We start from the raw sequence: 26,202 nt of genomic DNA on the forward strand, positions 1-26,202 counted from the left end.
ACTAAAAACAGCAATACAAATGAAAACTCACAACAAACTTACTACTGCCTCAGGAAAGCCTTATGTTGAGAATGAAAACTCGCAAACAGTCGGAGCGCGCGGTCCCATTTTGCTTCAGGATTTTATCCTGCACGAAAAAATGGCAAGTTTTAACAGGGAACGTATTCCGGAAAGAGTGGTACACGCCAAAGGCTCCGGAGCATACGGAACATTTACGGTAACCCATGATATTACAAAATATACAAAAGCAAAAGTATTTAATACTATAGGGAAAGAAACAAAAGTATTCCTGCGTTTCTCAACCGTTGGCGGCGAAAAAGGATCGGCTGATTCGGAACGTGACCCGAGAGGTTTTGCGGTAAAATTCTACACGGAAGACGGAAACTGGGACCTGGTTGGAAACAATACACCCATCTTTTTTATTAAAGACCCCAAAAAATTCGGGGATTTTATCCACACTCAGAAAAGAGATCCGCAAACCAATTTGAAATCACCAACGATGATGTGGGATTTCTGGTCGTTAAACCCGGAAAGTCTGCACCAGGTACTGATCTTAATGTCCGATAGAGGGACGCCAAACGGTTACCGGTTTATGCACGGATTCGGAAGCCATACCTTTTCGATGATTAATGCTAATAATGAGCGTTTTTATGTGAAATTCCACTTCAAATCGGCGCAGGGAATAAAAAACTTTACCGGGCCGGAAGCCGATCAGATGCGGGCACAGGATATGGATTATGCACAACGTGATCTTTTTAAAGCCATTGAAGACGGACACTATCCGAAATGGAACCTGAAAATCCAGGTAATGACCGAAGCGGAATCCAAAACCTATCATATCAACCCTTTCGACCTGACAAAAGTATGGCCGCATGGCGATTACCCGTTAATTGATGTGGGTGTGCTGGAACTGAACCAGAATCCGGATAACTACTTCCAGGATGTGGAACAGGCGGCTTTTGCACCGGCACACGTTATTGACGGAATCGGTTATTCGCCCGATAAAATGTTACAGGGACGTTTGTTGTCCTATCCGGATGCACACCGCTACCGTTTGGGAAGCAACTTCGAGCAGATTCCGGTAAACAGATGCCCGTTTGCGGTAAACAATTACCAAAGAGACGGTAAAATGCGTGTGGACGGTAACGGAGGAAGCAATCCGAACTATTTTCCAAACAGTTTCGATGCTATAGAAGTCGATCAGGCTTATAAAGAACCGGCATGGGATTTAGGAACCGGTCTGGCCGATTGGTATGACAGAAACGCCGAAGGAGAAAACGATCATTTTACGCAGCCCGGAAACCTGTTCCGGTTGATGACACCAGAGGCACAGCAGAATACGATCAACAATATTGTAGGCGCGATGAAAGGAATAGGCGGACCAAAAAGACTGGAAATCATTAACCGCCAGCTTTGCCACTGGTTCCGGGCCGATGCAAAACTCGGAATGGGAATTGCACAGGGACTGGGTGTTGAAGTGGATATGGATAGTATTCACAAAGCATAAGGCTGCCGGACAAACAGCTTCAGGACATACGATATCGCGAATATCGTTTTTAAATAAAGATCGGCCCACTTTGGTGGGCCTTTTTTGTTATAAAAATGCCTGAAATACTTCCTGAAAAGCATTCTATTAACAGTATATCGCTTTTTTAATTTTTAATTATTCACTACATTGCGACCTCAAATTCAGTAACAAAAATGGAACAAGCACAACCTTACCAACCTATCAATAAAGTCCGGATTGTAACAGCAGCGTCTTTATTTGACGGTCACGATGCGGCCATCAACATCATGCGAAGAATTATTCAGGCAACCGGTGTTGAGGTAATTCACTTAGGACATGATAGAAGTGTGGAAGAAGTGGTAAACACCGCTATTCAGGAAGATGCCAATGCAATTGCGATGACTTCCTATCAGGGAGGACACAATGAATATTTTAAATATATGTACGACCTTTTAAAAGAAAAAGGCGCCGGACATATTAAGATTTTTGGAGGCGGTGGAGGAGTAATCCTTCCGGAAGAGATAAAAGAATTACATGAATACGGAATCACAAGAATTTATTCTCCGGATGACGGACGTGAACTGGGATTACAGGGGATGATTAACGATTTGGTACAGCGCTCGGATTATCCGGTTGGCGATACCTTAAACGGAGAAATCAACCATCTGGAAGAAAAGAACCCAACGGCAATTGCCCGTGTTATTTCATCGGCAGAAAACTATCCGGAAGTAGCGAAAGCAACGCTGGATGCCATTCATCAGAAAAATAAAGAATCAAACATTCCTGTTTTGGGTATTACCGGAACGGGTGGTGCCGGAAAATCCTCTTTAGTAGACGAATTAGTACGCCGTTTCCTGATTGATTTCCCGGAAAAAACAATCGGATTAATTTCGGTTGACCCTTCCAAAAGAAAAACGGGCGGTGCTTTGTTAGGCGACAGAATCCGAATGAACGCCATTAATAACCCGAGAGTATACATGCGTTCCCTGGCTACGCGTCAGTCCAATTTGGCATTGTCAAAATATGTAGCGGAAGCCATCGAAGTATTGAAAGCCGCTAAATATGATTTGATCGTATTGGAAACTTCCGGTATCGGACAATCGGATACGGAAATCTTAGAACACTCAGATGTGTCATTATATGTGATGACACCGGAATTTGGTGCGGCTACTCAGTTGGAAAAAATCGACATGTTGGATTTTGCCGACCTGGTAGCGATTAACAAATTTGACAAAAGAGGGGCTTTGGATGCCATTCGCGATGTAAAAAAACAATACCAGCGAAATCATAATCTTTGGGACGTAAATCCGGATCAAATGCCGGTTTTCGGAACAATAGCCTCACAGTTTAACGATCCGGGAATGAACACGCTTTACAAATCCATTATGGATAAAGTAGCAGAAAGAACCGGAGCCGATTTACAATCTACTTTTGAGATCACTCGCGAAATGAGCGAGAAAATATTTGTAATTCCGCCACACAGAACCCGTTACTTGTCGGAAATTTCAGAAAACAACAGAAAATACGACGAGCAGGCCTTAAGCCAGCAGGAAGTAGCACAGAAATTATACGGAATATTCAAAACCATCGAAACGGTTTCCGGTAAAGTACCGGTAATCAATAAAGCCGGAATTGATGAATATTCCATCGCAGTAACCGATAAAGAGAAAGAACCGTTCCTGTCGTTGCTGACCAAAGAATTCGACAGGGTAAAAATGAATTTAGACCCGTACAACTGGGAAATCATTTTAACGTGGGATGAAAAAGTAAACAAATACAAAAATCCGGTTTACTCGTTTAAGGTTCGTGATAAAGAAATTAAAATTGCGACACATACGGAAAGTTTATCGCATTCCCAGATACCAAAAGTTGCCTTACCGAAATACAAAGCCTGGGGTGACATATTGCGTTGGTCGCTGCAGGAAAACGTACCGGGAGAATTCCCTTTTGCATCCGGATTATATCCGTTTAAAAGAGAAGGTGAGGACCCTACGCGTATGTTTGCCGGAGAAGGCGGACCGGAGCGTACAAACCGCCGTTTCCACTATGTGAGTTTGGGAATGCCGGCAAAGCGTCTTTCAACAGCTTTTGATAGTGTAACCTTATATGGTAATGATCCCGGACACCGTCCCGATATTTACGGTAAAATTGGAAATGCGGGAGTATCGATCTGCTGTCTGGACGATGCTAAAAAACTATATTCCGGATTCAATTTAGCACACCCGATGACCTCGGTGAGTATGACAATTAATGGTCCGGCGCCAATGTTGTTAGGATTCTTTATGAATGCGGCAATCGATCAGCAATGTGAGCTATACATTAAAGAAAACGGTTTAGAAAAAGAAGTTGATGCTAAGATCAACGCTATCTATAAGAAAAAAGGAGTGGAACGTCCTCGTTACAATGGCGAATTGCCACAGGGTAATGACGGACTTGGATTAATGTTGTTAGGAGTAACCGGAGATCAGGTTTTACCTGCCGACGTATATAACGATATTAAAATAAAAACCCTGGCACAGGTGAGGGGTACTGTTCAGGCAGATATCTTAAAAGAAGATCAGGCGCAGAATACCTGTATTTTCTCTACGGAATTTGCACTGCGTTTAATGGGTGACGTTCAGGAATACTTCATTAAACAAAATGTGCGTAACTTCTATTCGGTTTCCATTTCCGGATACCATATTGCAGAAGCAGGAGCGAACCCGATTACACAGCTGGCTTTCACGCTTGCAAACGGATTTACTTATGTAGAGTATTATCTGAGCAGAGGAATGAACATTAACGATTTCGGTCCGAACCTGTCGTTTTTCTTCTCAAACGGAATCGATCCGGAATATGCGGTAATCGGACGTGTGGCCCGTAAGATCTGGGCAAAAGCCTTAAAAAATAAATACGGTGCCAATGAAAGAGCACAGATGTTGAAATACCATATTCAAACATCCGGGCGTTCGCTTCACGCACAGGAAATCGACTTTAACGACATCCGTACTACATTACAGGCATTGTATGCAATTTATGATAACTGTAATTCACTGCACACCAATGCTTATGATGAGGCGATCACAACACCTACGGAAGAATCAGTACGTAGAGCAATGGCTATCCAGTTAATCATCAATAAAGAATTAGGATTGGCTAAAAACGAAAACCCGATCCAGGGATCATTCATTATTGAAGAACTTACGGATTTAGTGGAGGAAGCCGTTTTAACCGAATTTGACAGAATTACGGAAAGAGGTGGTGTATTGGGCGCTATGGAAACCATGTACCAGCGTTCGAAAATCCAGGAAGAAAGTTTGTATTATGAAACACTGAAACATACCGGAGAATTCCCGATCATCGGTGTAAATACCTTCCTGAGCTCAAAAGGTTCCCCTACGGTGGTTCCGGCTGAGGTTATCCGTGCTACGGAAGAGGAAAAACAATTCCAGATCCTGACCTTGGAAAACCTTCACAAAGCAAATGCGGATGAAGTGGCGCAACAACTGGACATTATCCAGGAAGCTGCAATTCAGAACCAGAATATCTTTGAGAAATTAATGGATGCTGCTAAATATTGCTCTTTAGGTCAAATCACGGCTGCTTTGTTTGAAGTAGGCGGTCAGTACCGAAGAAATATGTAATTCATTTGTGAGATAACCATAAAAAAAGGAGTGCTGATTCAGCACTCCTTTTTTAGTATCGCATTATCGTATTAGTTAACGATTATCTTTTTAGTTGTCGTTTGGTTTTCTGCAGACAATTTCAATAAATAGAAACCGTGAGGCAGGTTATCTATAGTATAGGTTTCCTGGTTGTGAACCGGTTTTTTGATTTGTTGTACGATCTGACCGCTAATGTTGATTAACTGAATTTCATCCAGCTCTTTTTCAGAATAAATATTGATTCTCTGATCGTTAGATGGATTAGGATATACGGATACATTGGCTAAAGCATCGAAAGATTCGGTTGCCAAAGCTGCTCCCCATACGGACTGTACATATTCCGGGTGGTCAATATACGGGTTACGGTTGTGCTGACGGTTGTAGATGGCATTATTACGATCGATTTCACGTTGGCTAACCGGGTCTAAATTGTGCCAGTTTACTAATATTTTAAGGAAAGTATTGGTGAAAACCTGATTGCTGGTTCCGTTAAACATAGGGTATGTATAACCGCTTACAACATTTTCGTAACGTGTCGCAAAATAAAGGTACATTCTGGCAATATCGCCTTTAAACTCGTCAATTGGTTCAAAAACAGTTCCGGTATATCCGGCTGCATAACCGGAGTTTGAAGCCGCTCCCAGTTTGGATCCGTTTGTTGAGGTCCACGTTGCTGTTCCTACCATACCATGCGGATAATTGTCTCTTCTGTTGTTTACATAACCATCTGTTGGTGGAATATGATGCGCATCAGAATACATCGGAACCTGAGAACCAAATACCGATTGAGGAATGGTATGTTCTCTGTTGTAACAGCTGCCTTCGCCGGTGTAATTTCCACATTGGTCCGTACTGTAAGTATAGCTGTAAGCGTCCGGTCCTGCCGGTTTCTCCGAATAGATGTCTAAAATAGTATTGTCATTCTCATAGTAGTGATCCCTGTCGGCTGTACTGTAAGTGGTCCAAAGACCATTATACCCCAGATCCGAGTGACCTTTGATAATATTATACAATTGGGTTTTTAATGTATAACCGGTGCCGGTAGCACTGTTATAATAGCCCACAGGAATTTGGGCAAAACCCATAAAAACCGACATCAACAAGACGGTAGTGTAAAGTTTTTTCATAGTGGATGAATAATTAGGATGTAAAATTATAGTGTTTGCTGTTATAAAAAAAGAATTTTAACTATTTAGATGTTAGTGGATTATGACTTTTTGCGACGTTACAGGGTAAATGAGGTTAAAAATGTTTTATTTGTAACTTTTTGAAATAATTATAAAAAGGCATAAAAAAAGCCTGTTATTGAAGACAGGCTTTTTATAGTTAAAGGAACTCCTTTAATTGACAATAATTTTTTTGGTAGTGGTCAGGTTTTCAGACGAAATTCGAACCAGGTAAAAACCTTGTGGCAGGTTTTCTATCGTGTAAGTCTGCTGATAGTGTGCCGGTTTTTTCAATTGTTGAATAATCTGACCGTTAATATTGATTAACTGGATTTCATCCAGTTCTTTTTCAGAATAAATATTGATTCTCTGGTCGTTAGACGGGTTTGGATAGACCAGAACACTTGCCAGAGCATCGAAGCTGTCTGTAGCCAGGATGGATGGCCAGCGATTTTCGGCTACCGGACCGCCCCAGATAACAGTTGCTAAATACGGGTTGTCAATAAATGGATTTCTGTTTCCCTGACCGTAAGTATTACCGGCATTTCCCAAATAGGTATTTCTTCTGTCTTCAAATTCCGAAACCGGGTCTTCGGCATTCCATTGCAGGAATAGCGCAATCATATTGGCATCGGAAGAAACGGTCGAACCGGTACCTACATTTTTAGGCAGGCATCGGGTTGGATAGCGCAGGTACATATACATGATCATACGGGCTACATCGCCTTTCCACTCGTCACCCGGATACCATCCGCCGGAAACAGGTCCTGAATTACCGGAACCCGGAGCAAATTTTAAACTTCCTCTGGCACCGTTGCGCTGTACGTCTGAAGCTCTTAAATGGTGTGCATCTGCACCAGGGCCCGAAGTTCCTAAATCCGGAGTTCCCAGTGATTTTGCAAAAGTATGTTCCCTGTTCCATTCGCAGGTGGTACCGCCGCCGTTACTGTTTTTATTTCTTCTTCTGTGATTGTTGTCGTCAGAAGTGGAAGCCGGACACATCGTGCTGCTAAATCCGTAAAGCAATAAAACATTGGCATTGGAAGCATCATTCGGGTCCAGGTCAATGATCTTGTCGGCATCCCAAACGTTGTCATAGCTCAGCGTTTTGGTATGCGTATTCGTAATTTTGGTAGCTAACGCACTTTTTAACGTACTCCCGGTTACAGTCCAGTTAAACCCGTTGTAATAAGGAGACGCCGGCGCGCCAGCTTGAGCGTAACCAATCAGTGAAGTGATTGATAACGCTAAAGAGTAGAGTTTTTTCATGTAAGTTTTGTTTATTATATCTTCCGATCAAATAAAGCCATGTAAAATCCGTCAAACCCTGATTCGGATGCCAATACTTTTACATCTTTTACAAATTCGAAGTTTTTACCCGATTCTGTAGCAAGGAATTTTTTGACTTGTTCCTGATTTTCCGATGGAAGAATAGAACAGGTAGCATATACCAGTTTTCCTCCGGGTTTTACAATTTTAGAATAGCTTTCCAATACTTCAGCCTGAACTTTTCGGATGTTATCGATAAATTCCGGCTGTAGTTTCCATTTACTGTCAGGATTTCTTTTCAGTACTCCTAAACCACTGCAAGGTGCGTCAATTAAAACCCTGTCGGCTTTTTTATGAAGCTTTTTAATAACTTTGGTTGTATCAATAATACGGTATTCAATGTTGAATGCCCCGTTTCTTTTGGCGCGAAGTTTTAATTGTTTTAGTTTGCTTTCATAAAGGTCCATCGCGATAAGCTGTCCTTTATTTTCCATTAGCGATGCCATGTGAAGTGTTTTTCCGCCGGCTCCGGCACAGGTATCCACAACGCGCATACCCGGTTTTACATCCAGAAAACGGGCTACTAATTGTGACGAAGCGTCCTGAACTTCGAAAAAGCCGTCTTTAAAAGCCTGTGTCAGGAAAACATTAGCACGCTCTTTAAGTACCAAAGCATCCGGATATCCTTCTACGAATTCCGTTTCGATGTTCAGGTCCATTAAAATGGCACGAAGTTTTTCTTTCGTTGTTTTTAAAGTGTTCACACGCAAAATAACTTTAGCCTGCTCATTTTGTGAAGCCAGTTCCTTTGACCAAAGTGCTTCTCCTAATTCCTGAACACCCAATTCATCCATCCAGTCCGGAATGGATTCTTTGTATTTTCTGATTTTTGACAACTCGTCGAAACGGCCTTTGATTTTTCGAACCGGTGTACTTTCAAAATACTTCCAGTCCGGAAGCGTATAACCGCGCAAAACTGCCCAAACTGCAAAAATCCTCCAAACATTATCCCTGTCATAAGGTTCTTTTACCTCTGCAATTTCGCAGTATAAACGTTTCCAGCGTACTATTTCATAAATGGTTTCCGCGACGAATTTTCTATCGCTGCTTCCCCATCTTTTATCTTTTTTTAATGCTCTCGCAACAACCTTATCGGCATATTCTCCCTCGTTGAAGATTGCCATAATGGAATCTATAACGGTAAAAACTAAGTTTCTGTGTAATCTCATCTGTGTAAAAATCAGCTTGCAAAGATAAGCAAATTATTGTCTTGATTGCCTATCTGTATTTGTTAATAAACGCCGAAGGTGTTTCCCCGCATTTTTTCTTGAAAAGTTTAGAGAAATAGGCATAGTCGTCATAGCCCAATTGGAGGGCAACTTCGGCAAAATTATTCTTGAAACGGATCAGTTCCCTTTTGGCTTCCAGAAAAACACGGTCCAGTATCACATCGGAAGTGGTTTTGCCAACCATGGACTGGGTAATACGGTTAAGGTGTTTGGGACTCACATTTAGCCAGTCGGCATATTGCGAAGGCGATTTTTCGGTTTTATAATGCTTTTCAATTAATTGTTCCAGTTCCTGGAAACGGATGGCATACGCATTCTGGGTTATTATTTTAGGAGTGTTTTTTTCAATATAAAGCCGCGTACTTTCAATGTAAAGCCGGTCGATGCTGTTAAGGATTATTTGGTTTTTTAAAAAGTGATCTGCGTGGTTTTCGGTATAAATATCCCGGAACAACGCTGTAAAACCGGAGCAGTTTTTTTCATCCAATTCCAGATAAGGCGAGTTTTGAACACTATAGAAAAAAGGAAAATGAGTAACTCTGTTGCGGGTAAAGTGCAAATCGTAAAAAGCCTGGGTGTGAAAGAAAATATAACCGCTAATGTCTTCGGAAAGTTCCCAATGATGGGTTTGTCCGGGATTCAGAAAAAACAAACTGCCTCTCTTTACCGCATAAGTCGTGAAATCGATCTCGTGAATTCCTGCTCCCTGCGTGAATAGTACAGCAAGATAGAAATTGTGTTTATGGGGTTTGTGAATGTTTCGGTGGTTGGTAATGATGTGATTTTCAATAGTATTCACGTAAAACTCTTTCCGGTTTCCGGTGGCATCGAATTGCCTGATATCAAGAATAGCCGTTTGCATGGGGTAAGGGAGGGTTGCTTTTGTGTCCGAAAAGTACAAAATATAGTGTAATTAGTCTATAGCTAAAACGGGAATTCTTGTGAAATTTGTATAAAAAAAGAATATGTCAGTTTTAAAGAATATTATTACCGAGAAATGCCCTAAATGCGGAGAGGGAAAAGTTTTTGAGAAAAAGGGTAACATACTGCTTTTTCAAATGCCGAAGATGAACAAACGCTGTTCGCATTGCGACCATCAGTTTGAAAAAGAACCGGGTTACTTCTTTGGTTCCATGTTTGTGAGCTATGCAGTAGCCGTAGCGGAAATGGTTATTTTCTTCCTGATCATTCAGTTTTTCGTACACAGTTTTGTCACGATCGTGGTTTTAATTGCCATCACGTCGGTATTGCTGAGCACGTTCAATTTCAGGCTGTCCCGAATGTTGTGGATGCACCTTTTGGACGGTAAAAATAAAAGACTGTAATCGCAGCATTGTTTTTGTAAATTAGCCTTTTAAAATTTTATAAATGAAAAAAGGCTTTTTGCTTGCCATTATCTGTATTTGCTTTTCGTGTAAACTGAAAACAAAATCCGATAATCCGGAAACCACCACCACCACACCCAGGTCCGGCTTTACAAAAGTTATTGCGGACACCTTACTGACGGAGAAAATCAGTATCCGGGCAATTGCTGCAGACAGCAACCGGATCTGGTATGCCGGAAACAACGGGAAGTATGGTTATGTTACGCTGGATAAAAGCAAAACGTTTACCGGTCATGTGGCCAAAGACGATTTAAAGTTAGAATTCAGAAGTATTGCCCAGACAAAAGAGCATGTTTTTATACTGAGTATCGGTAACCCCGGTTTGCTGTACCGGATTTCAAAAGACGGGAAACATACGGCTTTAGTGTATGCCGAAAAAGGAGAAAAAGTTTTTTACGACAGCATGCAGTTTTGGAATGATAAAGAAGGAATTGCTGTGGGCGATCCGGTCGAAAATTGTTTTTCCCTGATCATAACCCGGGATGGCGGAGAAAGCTGGACCAAAATAAAGTGCGGTGCTTTACCGGAAATCGCTGCCGGAGAAGCTTTTTTTGCAGCCAGTAATACCAATATTATTATAAAAGACACACATACCTGGATTGTTTCCGGTGGGAAAAAATCAAACGTTTTTTATTCACCAGACAAAGGAATGACCTGGAAAACGTATGCAACGCCAATAGTTCAGGGCGAAGCGATGACCGGAATATTTTCGGCTGCTTTTTATGATGAAATGACCGGATTTGCAGTGGGCGGTAACTATGAAAAACCGGAACAGAATTTTGGTAACAAAATCAGTACTGCCGATGGCGGTAAAACATGGAAACGCATCGCGGAGCATGAAGGATTCGGTTATGGTTCCTGTGTACAGTTTTTTCCGGACAGTAAAGGACAGGAATTGCTGACAGTGGGAGCTTCGGGAGTTTTCTACTCAGCTGATCAGGGAACGAGCTGGCGTAAAATTGCAGACTACAAAGATTTGTTTACCCTGCGTTTTATGGACTCCAAAACGGCTGTAGCTGCCGGGAATAATAAGATAATACGATTTCGATTTCAATAAAAAAAGGAGCTAAATGCTCCTTTTTTTATTTTCGGTCCCTCATCTGTCGCAACAGCTTTCGGTTAAAATCGTCTTCTGCTTTTTTGAATTTTAAGATCTTGGTAGGACTTAAAACCGTTTTTAAATCGGCTATCAGTTTCAGCCTCAGGTTAAACAGTTCCTCTTCTGTATTTTCAATCTGGTTTAGAAAAGCAAGTGCTTCTTTTTCGGTCATTTTATCAATGGCATCATCCTTCATATTGTTCTGGAAACCGCGCATTTTTTTATGTCTCAGTTCAAACTGCCTTTCGTCAAAAGTATTGTAAATAGGCCAGAATTTAGTGGCTTCTTCGGTTGTTAGTCCTACTTCTGTCGTGATAAAAGCAACTTTAAGCTGTTTTATCTGCTCTCTTTTTTCTTTGAAATCCTGTCCGAAACCGGTGATGGAAATCAGTAAAAGTATAAACGGTAAGATTCGTTTTGCAATCATGGTATTATTCGTTTAAATAAAGGTCTAAATTGTTGTTATCGGATAGATAGGACTCTACGGCATCGTCGCTTAAAACGATGGATTTTTCAAGTTCTTTAATATCTTTTTCATCAAGATGCTGGATAATGTCGAAAGAATTCACATTGGCCTGCAGGTAGGATTCCACCACGGCATCGTCTAAATTTCCGGTAGACGGTGTGCCGGCAAAATAATAAACAGACAATCCGGATACCAATAGCAGGGAAGCGGCTATGCCCGACATCCAGACTACTTTTCGCTGGGGCAATGCGATGACCTTACCACTTTCTGGTACCGGTAATTTCGCCATTATCTCCGCAGCGGATTTTTCAAAATAAGCATCCGGAGTTTTAAAACCGGAGGTTATTTTCGGATCGTTATGTAAATCAAACTTTTTCATTATTCTCAGTTTTCGTGCTTCATAAACGGTATTTATATAGTAAAACACCGCTATTTCATATTCATGTTATCTATTTGACAAGGTTCCGAAAAAAAGGTTTAATCGGAATTTAAATATTCTTCAATTTTTTTAACAGCATGATGATACGACGCTTTTAAGGCGCCTACGGAGGTTCCTAAAATTTCCGACATATCTTCATATTTCAGTTCTTCAAAATATTTCATTTTAAAAACCAGCTGTTGTTTTTCCGGTAAGGTAGCCACAGCTTTCTGTAATTTCAGCTGGATGACATCACCGTCATAATCCACATCGGCTTCCAGGTTATTCACGGCTTTCGATTGCAGCTCTTCGCTGGAAACACCGGCTTTCCGGGCTCTCTGATGGATAAATGTAATGGCTTCATTCGTAGCAATACGGTAAATCCAGGAAAACAATTTGCTTTCGCCTTTAAAACCATTCAGATTATTAAATACTTTGATAAAAGTGTTTTGTAAAACATCATCGGTATCGTCGTGATTGATAACGATGTTCCGGATATGATTGTATAGCGGACGCTGGTATTCGGATAGCAGCTTTCGAAACGCTTCATTCTGCGTTTTCGGATTCAATAATTCGCTGATAAATGTTTTTTCGTCCTGCAAAAGCCATGCTGTTTGTGAATTAGACTAAAGGTAAAGGAAAAAGTTTAATTAAAAATTCATTTTCAGCCGAAAATCGTTTGGAAGTGTTATTATTCAGCCGGATAGAACCGTTATAAAAACGGATTGTTCGCTTCCGCTTTGGAAAAATAAAACAATAAGCCGTACTTTTGCACAAACAACGACAACACAATGATTAAAACAGTGATTTTTGATATGGACGGCGTAATCGTAGATACGGAACCGGTTCATAAATATGCTTACTACAAACATTTTTCAGAATTGGGAATCGCAGTCTCAGAAGAAATGTATGCCACTTTTACCGGGAATTCCACCCGTAATGTTTTCCAGAAATTAAAAGATGCTTTCGGTTTGCCGCACGATGTGGAAGAACTGATCCTTCGGAAACGTTTTTTATTCAACGATGCTTTCGATACTAAAGAAGATTTAGAACTGATTGAAGGAGTGCGTAAATTAATCGTGGATCTTCATGGAAACGGGATGCAGCTGATTTTGGCATCTTCTGCTTCCAAAGGTACTATTGAAAGGGTTTTTAACCGTTTTGAACTGCATCCGTATTTTACACATACGGTGAGCGGAGAGGATTTTCCGAAATCGAAACCGCATCCGGCCATTTTTCTGCATGCAGCTTCGTTATCGGTGGCGCCAAAAGAAAACTGTATTGTTATTGAAGACAGTACCAATGGGGTGAGAGCTTCCAAAGCGGCAGATATTTTCTGTCTGGCCTATAACAGTGCCAATTCCAAACTTCAGGATTTAACAGAAGCCGATTTTGAAATCAACCATTTTGATGAGATCAATTTTGAAACGGTGAAAGGGATAAAAAACAGAATCGTTTTATAGAATAACAGGTATTGAGCCGTGGACTAATGTAAAATTATCCCACGGCTTTTTTATAGACGCTAAGGCATTTTTCCCTTGCCTCTTTATGATCGACTATCGGTTTGGGATAAAGGGAGGTTTCCAGCTCCGGGATCCATTTTTTTATGTATTTCAAATCCGGATCAAATTTTTTGATCTGTTCGGTGGGATTGAAGATCCTGAAATACGGTGCGGCATCAACACCGGAGCCCGCTGCCCATTGCCAGTTGCCGACATTGCTGGATTGTTCGTAGTCCAGTAAATGCTGTGCAAAATAGGTTTCGCCCCATTTCCAGTCTATCAGCAGGTGTTTGCATAAAAAGCTGGCAACAATCATGCGTACGCGGTTGTGCATGTGGCCGGTGGCATTCAGTTCCCGCATTCCGGCATCAACAAAAGGATAACCGGTTTTTCCCTCACACCATTTTTGAAACAGAACTTCATTGTTTTCCCAAACAACAGTATCGTATTTTTCCCGGAAACTGCGGTTTACCGTATGTGGAAAATGCCACAAGATCTGCATGAAAAATTCACGCCAGATCAGCTCGTTTAAAAAAGTTTCATAACGGCTTTCGGACGCTTTTTGAACCATGTTCCGGATGCTTACCGCTCCAAAACGTAGATAGGTTCCCAGCATTGACGTTCCTGAAACAGCAGGAAAGTTGCGGGTGGCTTCGTAATGGTCAATCAATTTTTCGGAAATATCAAAAGGACTTACCGTAATAGCCGATTTTTTAAATCCAATGGCCTCCAGGCTTAAAAACGGATAAGCGTGGGTGCTAATGTTGTCCAGATAGTCTTCAGAAGGATACCGGGACAATTGAATGCCGCGGAATTTTTCTTTCCATTTTTTGGAATAGGGAGTGTACACTACATAAGGCGTTCCGTCGTCTTTAACCACCTCATTTTTTTCAAAAATAACCTGGTCTTTACTGGTTTTAAAACCAATATGGTGTTCTTTTAGCAGGCTATAGATTTCCATATCCCTTTTTCGTGCCAGCGGCTCATAATCATGATTGGTATAGACGGTGCTGATGTTATGACTGGCAATAAGTGTTTGAAAAACCGCCTGCGGCTTTCCGTGAAATACGGCCAGGGATTTTCCTTTCTTTAAGAGCTGTTCCTGGATTTTAGACAAAAGGGTGTGTATAAAAGTTACGCGGGCATCGTCTTCCGGCAGCTGGGTGAGGATATCAGGATCAAAAATAAAAACAGGGAGTACCTGTTCCCCGCTGTTTAGTGCGTGGAACAAACCGATATTGTCTTCCAGTCGTAAATCTCTTCTGAACCAAAAAATAGTCATATATAATTTGTTATAACCTTGATGTTTTAATATTCGGATTGTATTCCCCGAAGCGCTTGATTAATGCAGCTTTCCGGTAATCGAAAATAGCTTTCAGCCTGGGTTTTACGATAAGCGGATGAAACGATTCGCCTAAAACACCAAAAGGAACCTGATAATGTACTACGTCTTCCATTTCAACGCCGCCTTCAATGGCTTTGAAAAAATGTTTGTGGTGCCAAAACTTATAAGGACCAAACCGCTGTTCGTCCACAAAGAAGCTTTTTTCCTGAACATGTGTGATTTCGGTAACCCATTGCATCGTTATTAAGGGAAAAGGAGAAATCCGGTAATGGATGATCTGTCCGGCAAACATTTTTTGCTTATCACCGGATAGGGTCCGGAATTTCATGTTATCCGGTGTAATCACATTCAGATTGCCCGGATCTGAAAAGAAATCCCAGGCTTCATCCACTGTAATGGGAAGCTTTTGTTTGGTATGTAAGGTATAAAGTCTCATACTTTTTTGGTAAAAGTACAACTGTTTAATTTTTTTATGAAATCGTTAAACAGCATTTTTTTCTTTTAAATTAAAATTAACATTTTAAGTGTTAATTTTTAGTAAATTCGTTCGCTAATAAACAGACAATAGTTATGAGAAAAATTTTTATAACTGCAGCATTTTTTATGGCAACTTTAGCCATTGAAGCGCAGGTAAAAGCACCACAAGCGAGTCCAAAAGCAGAATTGGAACAAGTAGTTGGTTTGACCCAGGTGGAGTTGGATTATTCCCGTCCAAGTTCAAAAGGGAGAGCAGTATTCGGAGAATTGGTTCCTTACGGAAAGATATGGAGAACCGGAGCAAACGCGAATACGACGATCTCTTTTAGTGATGATGTTGTAATTGACGGTAAAACGTTGAAAAAAGGAAAATATGCCCTTTATACACTGCCAAAAGCAGATTCATGGGATGTGATTTTTTACACTTCAACAGATAACTGGGGGAATCCTGAAAAATGGGATGAGTCTAAAGTAGCGTTGCGTACAACGGTAAAACCGGAAACGTTAGGCAGAAAAGTAGAAACCTTTACTATTGCGGTAAACAACCTGGATAACGACTATGCTAACCTTGAAATTTCATGGGAAAAAACATTGGTAGCCGTTAAGTTTGAAGTACCTACACAAAAAATAGCTGCTAAGAGCATCGAAAATGTTTTAGCAGGTCCAACAGAGAATGATTATTTCTCAGCAGCTCAGTACTATTACCAATCCAATGGCGATATGAACAAAGCTTTAGGATGGGTTAACAAAGCTATTGAAATGAAAAAAGAACCACCTTTCTGGTATTTGCGTTTGAAATCATTGGTTCAGGCGAAACTGGGCGATAAAAAAGGCGCTATTGATACAGCAAAATTATCGTTGGCAGGTGCTGAAAAAGAAAACAATGGTGACTATGTTAAGATGAACAAGGATTCTATCCTGGAATGGTCTAAAAAATAAGTATTGTTATCACGATATGATGAAAGCCGGCTTAGTGCCGGCTTTTTTTATGCGCTATAATTTGAGGAGATAGTGGTATCTTTTTAATATTGATACTATTTTGCATATTATTTTCTGAAAAGTGTAACATTTCAAAAAAAGTACTGTCTTTATATAAAAACCTGATGCTTTCATTGGAAACGAAACCAAACGATATCGACAATTTAATTATACGCTGCCAGAACGGAAGCCGGGGTGCCCAATTTGAAATTTACAATCGGTTTTATAAAGCGATGTACAATACGGCCTATCGTATTGTGAAGGATGAGCATTGGGCGGAAGACATTATGCAGGAATCGTTTCTGAGTGCCTTCCTGAATATGGACGCATATAAAAAGGAAGTTTCTTTTGGAGCCTGGCTTAAAAAGATCGTCGTGAACAAGAGTATCGACAATTACAAAAAGAGGCATAAAATGGCAACGGAAGCATTGCATCCGGTGTTGAATAAAGTAGAAGACATTCCGGACGATAACACGCAAATGGATTACAGCAACCTGAAAGCACAACAGGTTATGAAAACGATTCAGTCACTGCAGGACAATTACAGGATCGCTTTAACGCTGTTTCTGATAGAAGGATATGATCAGGAAGAAATCAGCCAGATCATGGGAATAACAGAAATGAACTGCCGGACAATGATTAGCAGGGCAAAAGATAAATTACGAATAAAACTAAATGAAGCCGTAAGATGAAAGAGGAAAAAGACAACTTAACAACGCTGTTTAACCGGTTGGAAAAAGACTGGGATTTTGAAGAACCGGAATCAGGACACCAGGAGCGTTTTTTTGATAAGATACAACAGAAAAAGAAAACCAGATATTGGATGCCGGTAACTGTAGCGGCTTCCGTTATCCTGTGTATAGGGTCATATTTTATGTATTACCAGCACCAGACTCCGGCAGCAAAAGAATGGGCAGATACTTCTCCGAAAGTACAGGAAATACATTTCTATTTTACAGCGATCATTGACAATGAATTGGAAAAAGTAACGGAACGCGATACACCCGAAAACAAAAAAATCATAGCAGATGCGATTATACAGATGCAAAAACTGGATAGCGATTATGAAAAAATTAAGCTCGAGCTTCTTCATAATGGTGAAAACAAGCAGCTGATTTTTGCAATGCTCACCAATCTGAAAACAAGAATATCCTTTTTGGAAGATGTATTGCATCAAATAGACAATAATAACAAACTAAATAAGAAATCACATGAAAACAATATGCTCTAAAATAATGCTGTTTCTTTTAATAGTACCGTCTTTCCTTATTGCAGGTAATGGCAATCCGGGTAAATACAGCAAAGAAAAAAAGATTGAAAAAACATATTTAGTAAACCCGGATGCCCATCTGGAAGTCAGCAACAGCTTTGGAAACATTTATGTGACGACCTGGAATGAGGCTAAAACGGCCATTGAAGTATTCATTAAGGTTAGCGGCAACAACGAAGCGGCTGTTAACAAAAGAATAGAGGCAATCCGTATTGATCTGGAAGCTTTGAAAAACAGGATAACGGCCACAACGGTTCTGGATAAAATGGGTGAAAGCAAATCCAATTTGAGTATCGAAATCAATTATACGATTAAAATTCCCAAAAACGGAAGCGTAAAACTGGCAAACAAATTTGGCAATATAACGGTCGATAAACTGCTGGCAGAAGCAAATATCAACTGCCGTTACGGTAAGCTTACGGCTAGTGAACTGCTTGGCAGCCGCAATACTATCGAGATAAGCTATTCCAGTGCTTCAACTATCGGTTACCTGAAAGAAGGTGTGCTGACAGCCAATTATTCGGATTTTACACTGAATAAATCCGATAAATTAAACCTGGTGAACAACTATACACAGGCAAAAATCAAAGAGGTCAATGTACTGGATTTTAAATCAAAGTACGGCGGGCTTACTATTGGCAGTGCCGACCTGGTTAAAGGGAATGGCGATTACACAACAATGGTTTTCGGACAGCTTTCAAAAGATATCGCGCTTACGTCCGATTACGGGCAGATAACGATTAATGGGATAGAAGCAAAAGCGAATAATGTGAGCATAATTTCCAGATATACCGGAATTACAATCGGTCATGCCGATAACTATCCTTTTAATTATAATTTTGAGCTCACGTATGCCGATTTAACGGACAATTCCGGTCTGGATGCCAACAAAACAACGGTTAAAAATACGACTACCTATACCGGATTTTACAAGAAAAGCGGTGCCAACACGATGACGATTAAATCTACTTACGGCAACGTAAAAATCATGAAAATGTAAGCGGAAATTACGACAGCCTTAAACAGGCCAACCCTTCGTCGTTAACCCTGATAGTTTCCTGTTTTTTAAGAACATCCGTTCCGGATGCGGGAAACTATTGCCGGTGCCGAAACAACAGGACTACACCATGTACCCTCTTTTGATAAAGAACAGGACAGGAAGACTATTGCCGTAAAACAACTAAAAGACTGTTTCGAAGCGGAACAGCCGTAACCTCAAAAAATCAAAACAAAATATGCGTCTACTTTTTATTGTAATAGCCCTTGTTGCTGTTTGGAGTAGGGCACAAGCCCAATATACGGTTTCCGGAAGAATTGCCGGTTCAGTCGATCTGGCGGAAATTCTGCTGCAAACAAACGACAGCCTGATCGTAAAAAAAGAATTCTCCGATGAAAAAGGCAATTTTAAAATAATAGCAGCTGAAGGCAATTATACGCTTAAAATTAACCGGCTTGGCAAAACGGTTTACCACAGCCCACTGCAGCTGGACAAGAATATCGATTTAGGCGACCTGAAAATTGGAAATACAGAAGTATTACAGGAGGTGGTCATCGAAAAGAAGAAAAAACTCATCGAACGGAAAGTGGACCGGCTGGTTTTTAATGTCGAAAACAGCGTTGCTTCCCAGGGAATGGATGCCACACAGGCTTTGAGCAATACCCCGATGGTAAAAGTAGATGCGAATAACGGGATTTCGATTGTTGGGAAAAGTGGTGTTTCGGTTATGGTCAACGACCGGATGCTAAACCTTTCGGGAAGTGAACTGGTCAATTACCTGCAAGCACTCCGTTCAGACAATATTGCCAAAATAGAAGTGATCACAACGCCTCCGGCAAAATATGAAGCCCAGGGAAATAGCGGTATCATTAATATTATCCTTAAAAAGAATCCGGTTTTGGGATGGAGCGGAAATGTATCGTCCACCTATGTGCGCAAAACATTCAACGGTTATATAAACATTGCAGCCTTGAATTACCAGTCGGAGCGGTTTAGTACTTCGTTAAAGCTGCGGCATTACGACCGTAAAAAGAAATCGGTAGAACGAACCAGTGTTCAGGGCGATAATTCGGTTTACAGTACGGATGTCCGGGAAGATATGAATAAGGGAATAGGCGGGAACCTGAGTCTGGATTATGCGCTGTCTGAAAAATCTAAAATAGGCGCTATTTATGATTTTAATATGGGGAAACTCAATATGGATATTCATAATGCGTCCATTTATAAAACCGGAAGCGAGACAGATTCACTGCTGACAACCAATTCGCAACACCGCTATAATGTTCCGTCACATACGCTGAGTGTATTTTATGAACAAAAACTGGATACTTTAGGCAAAAAGCTAAACATTACCGGGAATTATTTTTCCAACATTCCGGATAACAAAATAAACTTCCGGACACTGAATACACAAACGGAGCAAAGCACAACTGTTCGCAATTACAGCGTCATTGATTATGCCATCTGGTCCGGTCAGGCCGATCTGGTATTGCCATACGACTGGGTCAATCTGGAAACCGGAACAAAATATACACTATTCCGGAATGCTTCCGATATTCAGTATTTCAACTTTTTACAGCATGAATATGTACTGGATCCGAACAACAGCAACCTGTTTCGTTACAATGAGCAAAATCTGGCAGGCTATCTCAGTATGCATAAAAACTTCAGTGAGCAGTGGTCGGCAAAAGCGGGGCTGCGTTATGAATATTCCATTATTGAAGGCTTGACGCCGGCAACAGGAGAGAAGACAACAAAGCATTACGGGAAATGGTTTCCGTCGCTATATGTGGTTTACAAACCCACTAATAATCACGCACTTTCTGTTAATTATTCCAGACGGATCAACAGGCCGTTTTTCAGAGCATTGAACCCATACCGCTGGTATTCCAATACCTATACTTATGCAGAAGGAAATCCGTTGTTGCAGCCGTCCTATAACGACAATATAGAATTGGGCTATTCGTTTAAAAATAAACTATCGTTTACGCTTTACCAGCAATTCAGTGACGATAATTACGGACAGGTAGTAAACTTTAATGACGGCTATAAAATTGTAGGCTACCAGAATTATTTCCGCGAAAGCAAAACCGGGTTAACGGTGAATTATGTTGATACGTTTTTCAGCCTCTGGGAAAGTTCCGTAAATCTGAATACCTATCACACCCAAACGAAAGGGCTATATGCTGACATTGTGGGGCAGCAGTCGTTTTCCTTTTACTATACGACCAATAATACGATAACGTTAAATAAGGATAAAACCATGTTCCTGTTGCTTAATTTCTGGCAGGCATTACCGTACACCTATGGAAATTCCTATATAAAGGGTTCCTATGAGTTTTCTCCCAGTTTAAAAATGGCGCTATTGGATAAAAAGTTACAGGTTAATGCCGTTATAAACGATGTATTCCGTTCCGACAGAGGCAGAGGAAATACCACCTATACAACCATCAGCACAACATACGATAACTATTATGACGGGCGGACACTTACGCTGAGCGCAACCTATAATTTTGGTAACAACAAAGTAAAAGGCGCTACAAGCAACATTAAGTTTGACGAAAAAAACAGGGCAAATTAACAATAAGAGTTTTCAATCATCAATCAAATCAAATCAAAACCTGTTTTTAATTGTTTAGGCTTTTAATGTAGTTTTTCACGAGTGTCAGCCCTGCGGTATCGGTAACGGTGGTTCCTAATTTAGGCATGTGGAAATCCCCTTTGGTTTCCATACGGTAAATAATATTGAGTTTGTTTATGGCAATACCGCTTTTCCCGAAAGGAACGGCATAGTCCAGTTTTAGTGTCTGATTACCGGCCATTCCACCCGGATTGTGGCAGTGGGCACAATTGAGGTCCATATACGCCCGGGCACGTTGTTCCAACGGAATGCCGGTATCGTTATAATTGGGTAATGCGGTAATTTTTGGGGAAGCAGTGGTATTGTTTAGCAAACCTTTGGCCTGCAGTACATCCAGTTGGTTGTGCTGTTTTCCATCCAGTATTACCATCCGGTTGAGGTTGCGCATTTTCGGACCGATTGGCAGTAAAACATCGCCAGCACGATGGCAGGAAGTACAGGCTGTGGCCGACGGAATCTGGTAGTTAATCACTGTATTGTCGGTCAGGTTTACGGTTACGGTAGCACCTTGTGTAATCAGGAATGCTTCCGTTTGTTCGCGGTTCCATTGGTAGGTAACCGCATTCCATTTGGAATTTTTAAGCAGCAAAACACGGGTTTCGATCAGCTGTCTTTTGTTGTTGGCCAACGGGTAATAAAATGTTTTGGCAAGCAATGTCCCTTCCGGAAATAGAGGAAGTCCGTTGTCTTTAACAACTAGTTTTGTTCCTTTTGGGAGCCGTATAAGCCGTTGTTTTTCGGCATGATCGGTAAACAAGGTAGCCGAAAGTTCCAGTACTTCCAAACCTTCAGCCGGGGTTAAAAGCGACATCGGACCGGCAAACAGCCGTAAAGCCGACAGTTTTTTCGGGAAGGCATAGCTGTTTTGAATGGGGCGGGAGCCCTGTACACTAAAGTAGGTAACGGTAACACTAAAAAGCAGCAATAACACGACAACCCATTTGGCATTTTTCATGGCTTAATCGGTATCTTTTATTTTACGAAGCAGGGTATGGTCAATATAAAATGTGCCAAACGGAATAACACAGGCGAGTAAAACTTTCCAGGTGGTTTCCCGGAAGGTCCATTTTTGCTGGACGCCAACGCTTAAGACATTGAACACAAAAAGAAGAAATAAAGCCCCGTGAATCGGACCTAAGGTTTTTGACAGTTCCGGATGGTTTAGAAAATATTTAAAAGGAACGGCGATAAAAACTAATGCCAAAAGACTAATGCCCTCCAGAAAAGCAATGATCCGTAAACGGCCGATAGCGGATTTGAAATAGTGCAGCATGATTTAAAAAGGTCTTAAAAGTGGTCGGTTGGCTAAAGGTGAAAAAGGCCATGGAATAGCAATGAAGATAATCACAAGGGCTATGAAAAACCAAACGAGCATCGTTTTGAATTTGTCCCGGTCTGCTGTTACTCTTTTTGCTTTGGCAGAACCGATGGAGATAAAAACGATGGCGAAAAACATCAGGACAATATGAATAGCACCAAAAAACAGTGCTTCGATGGTCAGCTTATCCGTTTTGTAGGTATCATAAAAATAGGTCACAAACGGGCTTTGGGTATACAGCAGCATCCCGATTACCAACTGGATATGGGAAAGTGTTGCGGTCCAGTGCCGGATCGCATTGTCGGTTTTGGTGAACACCGTTTGTTTGTAATAACCTGTAAACGATCTGAAAAGGGCGAGTAATAAGGCGAACAAAACCAGCCATCGGAACAGGGAATGAAATTGTAGTAATAAAGTATACATCACCGTTGTTTTTATATGGTGACAAATGTAAATAAAAAAACATACTAATTAGTATGTTTTTAAAAAAGATTCATTTTAAAATAATGGAATTCAGCGCAATTTGTTTGTGCTTAGTATAATTCCTGTTATATTTAGGAACCTTTTAAACAGCAATCAGCAACAGTATGGCAAAACAGAAATTAGCAGTATTTTTTTTCTTTTTATGGGCAGTAATGGCTGCACAGGATAATAAAACAACAATTATCGCCACGGATGTTACCAACTTCTGGAATGCCTACGATAAAATAACGGCAACAACAGACAGCGTTAAGCAGTATGATATACTGCAAAAAATGTATTTTGATAAAGGAACCGAAGGCCTGAAAAACATAATGCAGGCAAGGAGTTATACTGCTAAAGACTATATAAAGGCAATAAACAATTATCCTGAGTTTTGGAAATCGATCCGGAAAAACACCCTTAAAACAAAAAAGCTGGCTTCGGAGATTGAGCATGACATCGCCAGGCTAAAAGCAGCTTATCCGGCTTTGCGCCCGGTTCCGGTCTATTTTACAATAGGAGCTTTCCGGACCAATGGTACCATTTTGGACAATACGGTATTGATTGGCAGTGAAATGGCCCTGGCAGATAAAGCTACCGTGATTAGTGAGCTGCCGGAAAACCTGCATTATTTTTATAAAACGTTTACTCCGATTAAAGAAATAGGTCTGTTGTGTACGCATGAGTATGTGCATACCCAGCAAAAAACACTAACGGGCAGCTTATTATACTATTGCCTGTATGAAGGTGTAGCGGAATTTGTTTCGACAAAAGTAACCGGAAAGCCTGCTGCCACACCAGCCATCGCTTTTGGAAAAAAGCATGAAAAAGCGGTCCGGGAACAGTTTGAAAAGGAGATGCAGGTAATGGACAACACCTATAACTGGATTTGGGGCATAAACCAAAACGACTTAAAAGAAAGGGATCTGGGTTATTATATCGGCTACGCGATATGCGAGCGCTATTATGAAATGGCGGCAGACAAAAAACAGGCGCTTAAGGAAATGATAGAACTGGATTATACCCATGAGAAAGAAGTAGCTGCTTTTGTGGATAAAACAAAATTCTTTTCCCGCACTTTAGCGCAGATGGAAACGGATTATGACAACGCACGGCCGCAGGTTGTCAGCGTCACCCCGTTTTCAGACGGAAGTAAAAATGTAAGCCCCGGACCGGTTCGCATTACCCTTCACTTTTCGGAGGTCATGCATAAAAATTTCAGGGGATTCGATTTCGGCCCGTTGGGAGAAGAACATGTTTTGCGGGTGGCCAATGTTATCGGATTTTCGGAGGATGGAAAGTCATTTACCTTTGAAGCCGATCTAAAACCCGGGAAACACTATCAATCCTATGCAACCAGCCGTTTCAGAACGGTTGACGGTATTCGCTTAAAACCGTATCTGATAGACATACAGACCGCTGAATAAATTTGAAATATGAAGAAAAATATAATCATTGCCTTTTTGTTGTTCATTCCGGTAGCCGCCTGCCTGGCACAATCCGGCATTTATACCAATACCGTTTTTCTCCGTCAATTGTATCAGGACAAGTCTTACCTGAGGGAAAAAGACAGTATCAGTACTGTTTTCCGTAATGCTTTACCCGGTCATTGGGGAGAATTTGTAAAAGGCGTAGACGAAGACCTGGTTACCCGGCAAAAAGTACTGGCTTTAACCTTTGATGCCTGCGGCGGACCGCATGGCGATGATTTTGATAAAGAACTCATTGCCTTTTTAGAACGGGAAAAAATTCCGGCAACCTTATTTGTTTCCGGAAAATGGATCGATGCCAATCTGGAAACCCTGAAACAGCTAAGCAAAAATCCGCTTTTTGAAATTGAAAACCACGGACTGAATCACCGTCCCTGTTCGGTTGACGGGGAAAGTGAATATGGAATAAAGGGCACACCCGATGTTCCGGATGCTTTTGATGAAATAGAAGCAAATGCCCGAAAAATAAAAGCAATTACCGGAAGACGTCCTGTTTTTTACCGTTCGGCTACAGCCTATACCGACGAATCCTGTGCGAAAATTGCCCGTTGCCTTCATACGACCATCATCAGTTTTGATGTGCTTTCCGGTGATGCGATCCCTTTTTCGCCGGTAAAAACAATTGTCAATAATGTCCTGACTACCGTAAAACCGGGTGCCATTATCATCATGCATTTTAACCGCCCGAAGTGGAATACGTATGAAGCGCTGAAAGTAATCGTACCGGAACTCAAAAAACAAGGCTATTCTTTTGCGCAGCTAAAAGACTATCCGCTCAAAGGACGATAATTAGTTTTGAATGGCTGGTTTCAGACTGTCTAAATAAGCTTTTAACTGGTCGAGGTAGCTGTTGTAATAACTTCTTCCGCCTATTTTTCCCAGGTTGCGGATACCGCCATAGCCCGAAATGATAAAAACGGCAACCTGTTCGGCATTGGTTTCCGGTTTAATAAGCTGCCTGCTTTTTGCTTTATCAATGCTGGTTACGATAGCCGCTTTCCAGTCGAACATTAAAAGGGAAAGCGCTTTGTTGAATGTCTCGCTTAACGGGGCAATTTCTTCAATCAGGTTAATGGCAGGACAGCCGTATTTCACATCAAAAAAAGTAGTATCCTGAAGCAGATTTGTCATCATTAAATAGATCTCGTCCATTGGATGTTCTGCTTCAATGAGCGGCCTGATCATAATGGTATGCATTTCCGGACGCATGTGTTCCCGGATCAGTGCCAGTGCCATTTCTTCTTTGCTTTTAAAATGATAATAAAAAGCCCCTTTGGTGACCTGTGTTGTAGCCAGTATCTCATCAATACTGGTTGCCTGATAACCTTGCCGGTAAATCAGATCAAACGATTTCTGAAGAATGGTCATTCGGGTATTTGCAGCTTTCGACATAAGATACTGATTGGTATGATTTGACGAAGGTAGTATAAAATTACCGGGGACTCAAAAAAACCGGTAGTATTCATAAACGCTGTCCGG

General features: G+C 41.1%; 26 protein-coding genes. 13 read left to right on the plus strand and 13 right to left on the minus strand.

The genetic code is table 11. The annotated features are described in order from the left end of the window. Nucleotides 1–19 precede the first annotated feature (19 nt). Nucleotides 20–1,507 carry a catalase gene (locus HW120_RS08805; RefSeq protein ID WP_177733277.1) on the plus strand — a complete coding sequence of 496 codons (1,488 nt, stop codon included), beginning with the start codon at nucleotides 20–22 and terminating at the stop codon, nucleotides 1,505–1,507. 194 nt (nucleotides 1,508–1,701) lie between these two features. After that, nucleotides 1,702–5,130, plus strand: a complete 3,429-nt coding sequence (locus HW120_RS08810) for a methylmalonyl-CoA mutase family protein (protein WP_177733279.1) — start codon at nucleotides 1,702–1,704, stop codon at nucleotides 5,128–5,130. A 71-nt stretch (nucleotides 5,131–5,201) separates the two neighbouring features. Here HW120_RS08810 and HW120_RS08815 read toward each other — a convergent pair whose 3' ends face one another. The 4 genes from HW120_RS08815 to HW120_RS08830 form a co-directional block, all read right to left on the minus strand. Beyond that, nucleotides 5,202–6,278, minus strand: a complete 1,077-nt coding sequence (locus HW120_RS08815) for an endonuclease (protein WP_177733281.1) — start codon at nucleotides 6,276–6,278, stop codon at nucleotides 5,202–5,204. A gap of 213 nt (nucleotides 6,279–6,491) precedes the next feature. Beyond that, nucleotides 6,492–7,586 carry an endonuclease gene (locus HW120_RS08820; protein ID WP_177733283.1) on the minus strand — a complete coding sequence of 365 codons (1,095 nt, stop codon included), beginning with the start codon at nucleotides 7,584–7,586 and terminating at the stop codon, nucleotides 6,492–6,494. Between the two features lie 14 nt (nucleotides 7,587–7,600). Further along, nucleotides 7,601–8,815, minus strand: coding sequence for an RsmB/NOP family class I SAM-dependent RNA methyltransferase (locus HW120_RS08825; protein ID WP_177733285.1), 1,215 nt, complete (start codon nucleotides 8,813–8,815; stop codon nucleotides 7,601–7,603). 49 nt (nucleotides 8,816–8,864) lie between these two features. Then, entirely contained in the window at nucleotides 8,865–9,737 is an 873-nt protein-coding gene (locus HW120_RS08830) for a helix-turn-helix domain-containing protein (RefSeq protein WP_177733287.1), read from the minus strand. Nucleotides 9,738–9,840: 103 nt separating this feature from the next. Here HW120_RS08830 and HW120_RS08835 point away from each other — a divergent pair, with 103 nt between their 5' ends. Together HW120_RS08835 and HW120_RS08840 are read left to right on the plus strand one after the other, a co-directional pair. Further along, a complete protein-coding gene (locus tag HW120_RS08835) occupies nucleotides 9,841–10,200 on the plus strand; it encodes a DUF983 domain-containing protein (protein WP_177733289.1) in 360 nt (119 codons plus the stop codon). A 43-nt stretch (nucleotides 10,201–10,243) separates the two neighbouring features. Continuing rightward, nucleotides 10,244–11,317, plus strand: a complete 1,074-nt coding sequence (locus HW120_RS08840; RefSeq protein ID WP_177733291.1) for a WD40/YVTN/BNR-like repeat-containing protein — start codon at nucleotides 10,244–10,246, stop codon at nucleotides 11,315–11,317. Between the two features lie 25 nt (nucleotides 11,318–11,342). Here the strand turns inward: HW120_RS08840 and HW120_RS08845 are convergent, their stop codons facing one another. From HW120_RS08845 to HW120_RS08855, 3 genes are all read right to left on the minus strand, one after another. Next, entirely contained in the window at nucleotides 11,343–11,786 is a 444-nt protein-coding gene (locus tag HW120_RS08845) for a sensor of ECF-type sigma factor (RefSeq protein WP_177733293.1), read from the minus strand. A gap of 4 nt (nucleotides 11,787–11,790) precedes the next feature. Next, nucleotides 11,791–12,204: a hypothetical protein gene (locus HW120_RS08850; protein WP_177733295.1), complete on the minus strand. Its 414-nt coding sequence runs from the start codon at nucleotides 12,202–12,204 to the stop codon at nucleotides 11,791–11,793. Nucleotides 12,205–12,302: 98 nt separating this feature from the next. Beyond that, nucleotides 12,303–12,845 (minus strand): RNA polymerase sigma factor, encoded by a 543-nt coding sequence (locus HW120_RS08855; protein WP_177733297.1) that lies wholly within the window; start codon nucleotides 12,843–12,845, stop codon nucleotides 12,303–12,305. Between the two features lie 189 nt (nucleotides 12,846–13,034). Here HW120_RS08855 and HW120_RS08860 point away from each other — a divergent pair, with 189 nt between their 5' ends. Continuing rightward, nucleotides 13,035–13,706, plus strand: coding sequence for an HAD family hydrolase (locus HW120_RS08860; RefSeq protein WP_177733299.1), 672 nt, complete (start codon nucleotides 13,035–13,037; stop codon nucleotides 13,704–13,706). Between the two features lie 34 nt (nucleotides 13,707–13,740). Here the strand turns inward: HW120_RS08860 and HW120_RS08865 are convergent, their stop codons facing one another. Both HW120_RS08865 and HW120_RS08870 read right to left on the minus strand, forming a co-directional pair. Beyond that, nucleotides 13,741–15,027 (minus strand): cryptochrome/photolyase family protein, encoded by a 1,287-nt coding sequence (locus HW120_RS08865; RefSeq protein WP_177733301.1) that lies wholly within the window; start codon nucleotides 15,025–15,027, stop codon nucleotides 13,741–13,743. Nucleotides 15,028–15,037: 10 nt separating this feature from the next. After that, on the minus strand, nucleotides 15,038–15,526 hold the full coding sequence (locus tag HW120_RS08870; protein WP_177733302.1) for an SRPBCC family protein: 489 nt from the start codon (nucleotides 15,524–15,526) through the stop codon (nucleotides 15,038–15,040). A 134-nt stretch (nucleotides 15,527–15,660) separates the two neighbouring features. On the opposite strand from HW120_RS08870, the gene HW120_RS08875 reads away from it, so the two are divergent. From HW120_RS08875 to HW120_RS08895, 6 genes are all read left to right on the plus strand, one after another. After that, nucleotides 15,661–16,506, plus strand: coding sequence for a DUF2911 domain-containing protein (locus HW120_RS08875; protein WP_177733304.1), 846 nt, complete (start codon nucleotides 15,661–15,663; stop codon nucleotides 16,504–16,506). Between the two features lie 164 nt (nucleotides 16,507–16,670). Continuing rightward, nucleotides 16,671–17,237 carry an RNA polymerase sigma factor gene (locus tag HW120_RS08880; protein ID WP_177733306.1) on the plus strand — a complete coding sequence of 189 codons (567 nt, stop codon included), beginning with the start codon at nucleotides 16,671–16,673 and terminating at the stop codon, nucleotides 17,235–17,237. Next, complete coding sequence (locus HW120_RS08885) at nucleotides 17,234–17,776, plus strand: anti-sigma factor (protein WP_177733308.1); 543 nt, start codon at nucleotides 17,234–17,236, stop codon at nucleotides 17,774–17,776. The genes HW120_RS08880 and HW120_RS08885 overlap by 4 nt, the downstream gene beginning before the upstream one ends. Continuing rightward, the gene (locus tag HW120_RS08890) at nucleotides 17,757–18,815 is read left to right on the plus strand and encodes a hypothetical protein (RefSeq protein ID WP_177733310.1); all 1,059 of its coding nucleotides are present in this window, start codon (nucleotides 17,757–17,759) and stop codon (nucleotides 18,813–18,815) included. Before HW120_RS08885 ends, HW120_RS08890 begins: the two co-directional genes overlap by 20 nt. 84 nt (nucleotides 18,816–18,899) lie before the next feature. After that, a complete protein-coding gene (locus HW120_RS17785; RefSeq protein WP_262888399.1) occupies nucleotides 18,900–19,028 on the plus strand; it encodes a hypothetical protein in 129 nt (42 codons plus the stop codon). 22 nt (nucleotides 19,029–19,050) lie between these two features. Next, nucleotides 19,051–21,393: an outer membrane beta-barrel family protein gene (locus HW120_RS08895; RefSeq protein ID WP_177733312.1), complete on the plus strand. Its 2,343-nt coding sequence runs from the start codon at nucleotides 19,051–19,053 to the stop codon at nucleotides 21,391–21,393. A 46-nt stretch (nucleotides 21,394–21,439) separates the two neighbouring features. Here the strand turns inward: HW120_RS08895 and HW120_RS08900 are convergent, their stop codons facing one another. Genes HW120_RS08900 through HW120_RS08910 form a run of 3 tightly spaced genes read right to left on the minus strand, consistent with a single transcriptional unit; the run spans nucleotide 21,440 to nucleotide 23,194 of the window. Beyond that, nucleotides 21,440–22,408: a hypothetical protein gene (locus tag HW120_RS08900; protein WP_177733314.1), complete on the minus strand. Its 969-nt coding sequence runs from the start codon at nucleotides 22,406–22,408 to the stop codon at nucleotides 21,440–21,442. 3 nt (nucleotides 22,409–22,411) lie between these two features. Continuing rightward, nucleotides 22,412–22,726 (minus strand): DUF3817 domain-containing protein, encoded by a 315-nt coding sequence (locus tag HW120_RS08905; protein ID WP_177733316.1) that lies wholly within the window; start codon nucleotides 22,724–22,726, stop codon nucleotides 22,412–22,414. 3 nt (nucleotides 22,727–22,729) lie between these two features. Then, a complete protein-coding gene (locus HW120_RS08910; RefSeq protein ID WP_177733318.1) occupies nucleotides 22,730–23,194 on the minus strand; it encodes a hypothetical protein in 465 nt (154 codons plus the stop codon). A 164-nt stretch (nucleotides 23,195–23,358) separates the two neighbouring features. Here HW120_RS08910 and HW120_RS08915 point away from each other — a divergent pair, with 164 nt between their 5' ends. Together HW120_RS08915 and HW120_RS08920 are read left to right on the plus strand one after the other, a co-directional pair. Beyond that, entirely contained in the window at nucleotides 23,359–24,660 is a 1,302-nt protein-coding gene (locus tag HW120_RS08915) for an Ig-like domain-containing protein (RefSeq protein WP_177733320.1), read from the plus strand. Nucleotides 24,661–24,669: 9 nt separating this feature from the next. Then, nucleotides 24,670–25,512 carry a polysaccharide deacetylase family protein gene (locus HW120_RS08920; protein WP_177733322.1) on the plus strand — a complete coding sequence of 281 codons (843 nt, stop codon included), beginning with the start codon at nucleotides 24,670–24,672 and terminating at the stop codon, nucleotides 25,510–25,512. Here HW120_RS08920 and HW120_RS08925 read toward each other — a convergent pair whose 3' ends face one another. Next, nucleotides 25,513–26,115 (minus strand): TetR/AcrR family transcriptional regulator, encoded by a 603-nt coding sequence (locus HW120_RS08925; RefSeq protein WP_177733324.1) that lies wholly within the window; start codon nucleotides 26,113–26,115, stop codon nucleotides 25,513–25,515. Nucleotides 26,116–26,202: the final 87 nt, after the last annotated feature.

The sequence above is a fragment of the Flavobacterium inviolabile genome, assembly GCF_013389455.1.
Classification (GTDB): Bacteria; Bacteroidota; Bacteroidia; order Flavobacteriales; family Flavobacteriaceae; genus Flavobacterium; species Flavobacterium inviolabile.

Bases quoted from the DNA above. Each gene is read 5' to 3' on its own strand.
- HW120_RS08805 (WP_177733277.1), top strand. From the start codon at position 20: ATGAAAACTCACAACAAACTTACTACTGCCTCAGGAAAGCCTTATGTT.
- HW120_RS08810 (WP_177733279.1), top strand. From the start codon at position 1,702: ATGGAACAAGCACAACCTTACCAACCTATCAATAAAGTCCGGATTGTA.
- HW120_RS08815 (WP_177733281.1), bottom strand. From the start codon at position 6,278: ATGAAAAAACTTTACACTACCGTCTTGTTGATGTCGGTTTTTATGGGT.
- HW120_RS08820 (WP_177733283.1), bottom strand. From the start codon at position 7,586: ATGAAAAAACTCTACTCTTTAGCGTTATCAATCACTTCACTGATTGGT.
- HW120_RS08825 (WP_177733285.1), bottom strand. From the start codon at position 8,815: ATGAGATTACACAGAAACTTAGTTTTTACCGTTATAGATTCCATTATG.
- HW120_RS08830 (WP_177733287.1), bottom strand. From the start codon at position 9,737: ATGCAAACGGCTATTCTTGATATCAGGCAATTCGATGCCACCGGAAAC.
- HW120_RS08835 (WP_177733289.1), top strand. From the start codon at position 9,841: ATGTCAGTTTTAAAGAATATTATTACCGAGAAATGCCCTAAATGCGGA.
- HW120_RS08840 (WP_177733291.1), top strand. From the start codon at position 10,244: ATGAAAAAAGGCTTTTTGCTTGCCATTATCTGTATTTGCTTTTCGTGT.
- HW120_RS08845 (WP_177733293.1), bottom strand. From the start codon at position 11,786: ATGATTGCAAAACGAATCTTACCGTTTATACTTTTACTGATTTCCATC.
- HW120_RS08850 (WP_177733295.1), bottom strand. From the start codon at position 12,204: ATGAAAAAGTTTGATTTACATAACGATCCGAAAATAACCTCCGGTTTT.
- HW120_RS08860 (WP_177733299.1), top strand. From the start codon at position 13,035: ATGATTAAAACAGTGATTTTTGATATGGACGGCGTAATCGTAGATACG.
- HW120_RS08865 (WP_177733301.1), bottom strand. From the start codon at position 15,027: ATGACTATTTTTTGGTTCAGAAGAGATTTACGACTGGAAGACAATATC.
- HW120_RS08870 (WP_177733302.1), bottom strand. From the start codon at position 15,526: ATGAGACTTTATACCTTACATACCAAACAAAAGCTTCCCATTACAGTG.
- HW120_RS08875 (WP_177733304.1), top strand. From the start codon at position 15,661: ATGAGAAAAATTTTTATAACTGCAGCATTTTTTATGGCAACTTTAGCC.
- HW120_RS08880 (WP_177733306.1), top strand. From the start codon at position 16,671: ATGCTTTCATTGGAAACGAAACCAAACGATATCGACAATTTAATTATA.
- HW120_RS08885 (WP_177733308.1), top strand. From the start codon at position 17,234: ATGAAAGAGGAAAAAGACAACTTAACAACGCTGTTTAACCGGTTGGAA.
- HW120_RS08890 (WP_177733310.1), top strand. From the start codon at position 17,757: ATGAAAACAATATGCTCTAAAATAATGCTGTTTCTTTTAATAGTACCG.
- HW120_RS17785 (WP_262888399.1), top strand. From the start codon at position 18,900: ATGCGGGAAACTATTGCCGGTGCCGAAACAACAGGACTACACCATGTA.
- HW120_RS08895 (WP_177733312.1), top strand. From the start codon at position 19,051: ATGCGTCTACTTTTTATTGTAATAGCCCTTGTTGCTGTTTGGAGTAGG.
- HW120_RS08900 (WP_177733314.1), bottom strand. From the start codon at position 22,408: ATGAAAAATGCCAAATGGGTTGTCGTGTTATTGCTGCTTTTTAGTGTT.
- HW120_RS08905 (WP_177733316.1), bottom strand. From the start codon at position 22,726: ATGCTGCACTATTTCAAATCCGCTATCGGCCGTTTACGGATCATTGCT.
- HW120_RS08910 (WP_177733318.1), bottom strand. From the start codon at position 23,194: ATGTATACTTTATTACTACAATTTCATTCCCTGTTCCGATGGCTGGTT.
- HW120_RS08915 (WP_177733320.1), top strand. From the start codon at position 23,359: ATGGCAAAACAGAAATTAGCAGTATTTTTTTTCTTTTTATGGGCAGTA.
- HW120_RS08920 (WP_177733322.1), top strand. From the start codon at position 24,670: ATGAAGAAAAATATAATCATTGCCTTTTTGTTGTTCATTCCGGTAGCC.
- HW120_RS08925 (WP_177733324.1), bottom strand. From the start codon at position 26,115: ATGTCGAAAGCTGCAAATACCCGAATGACCATTCTTCAGAAATCGTTT.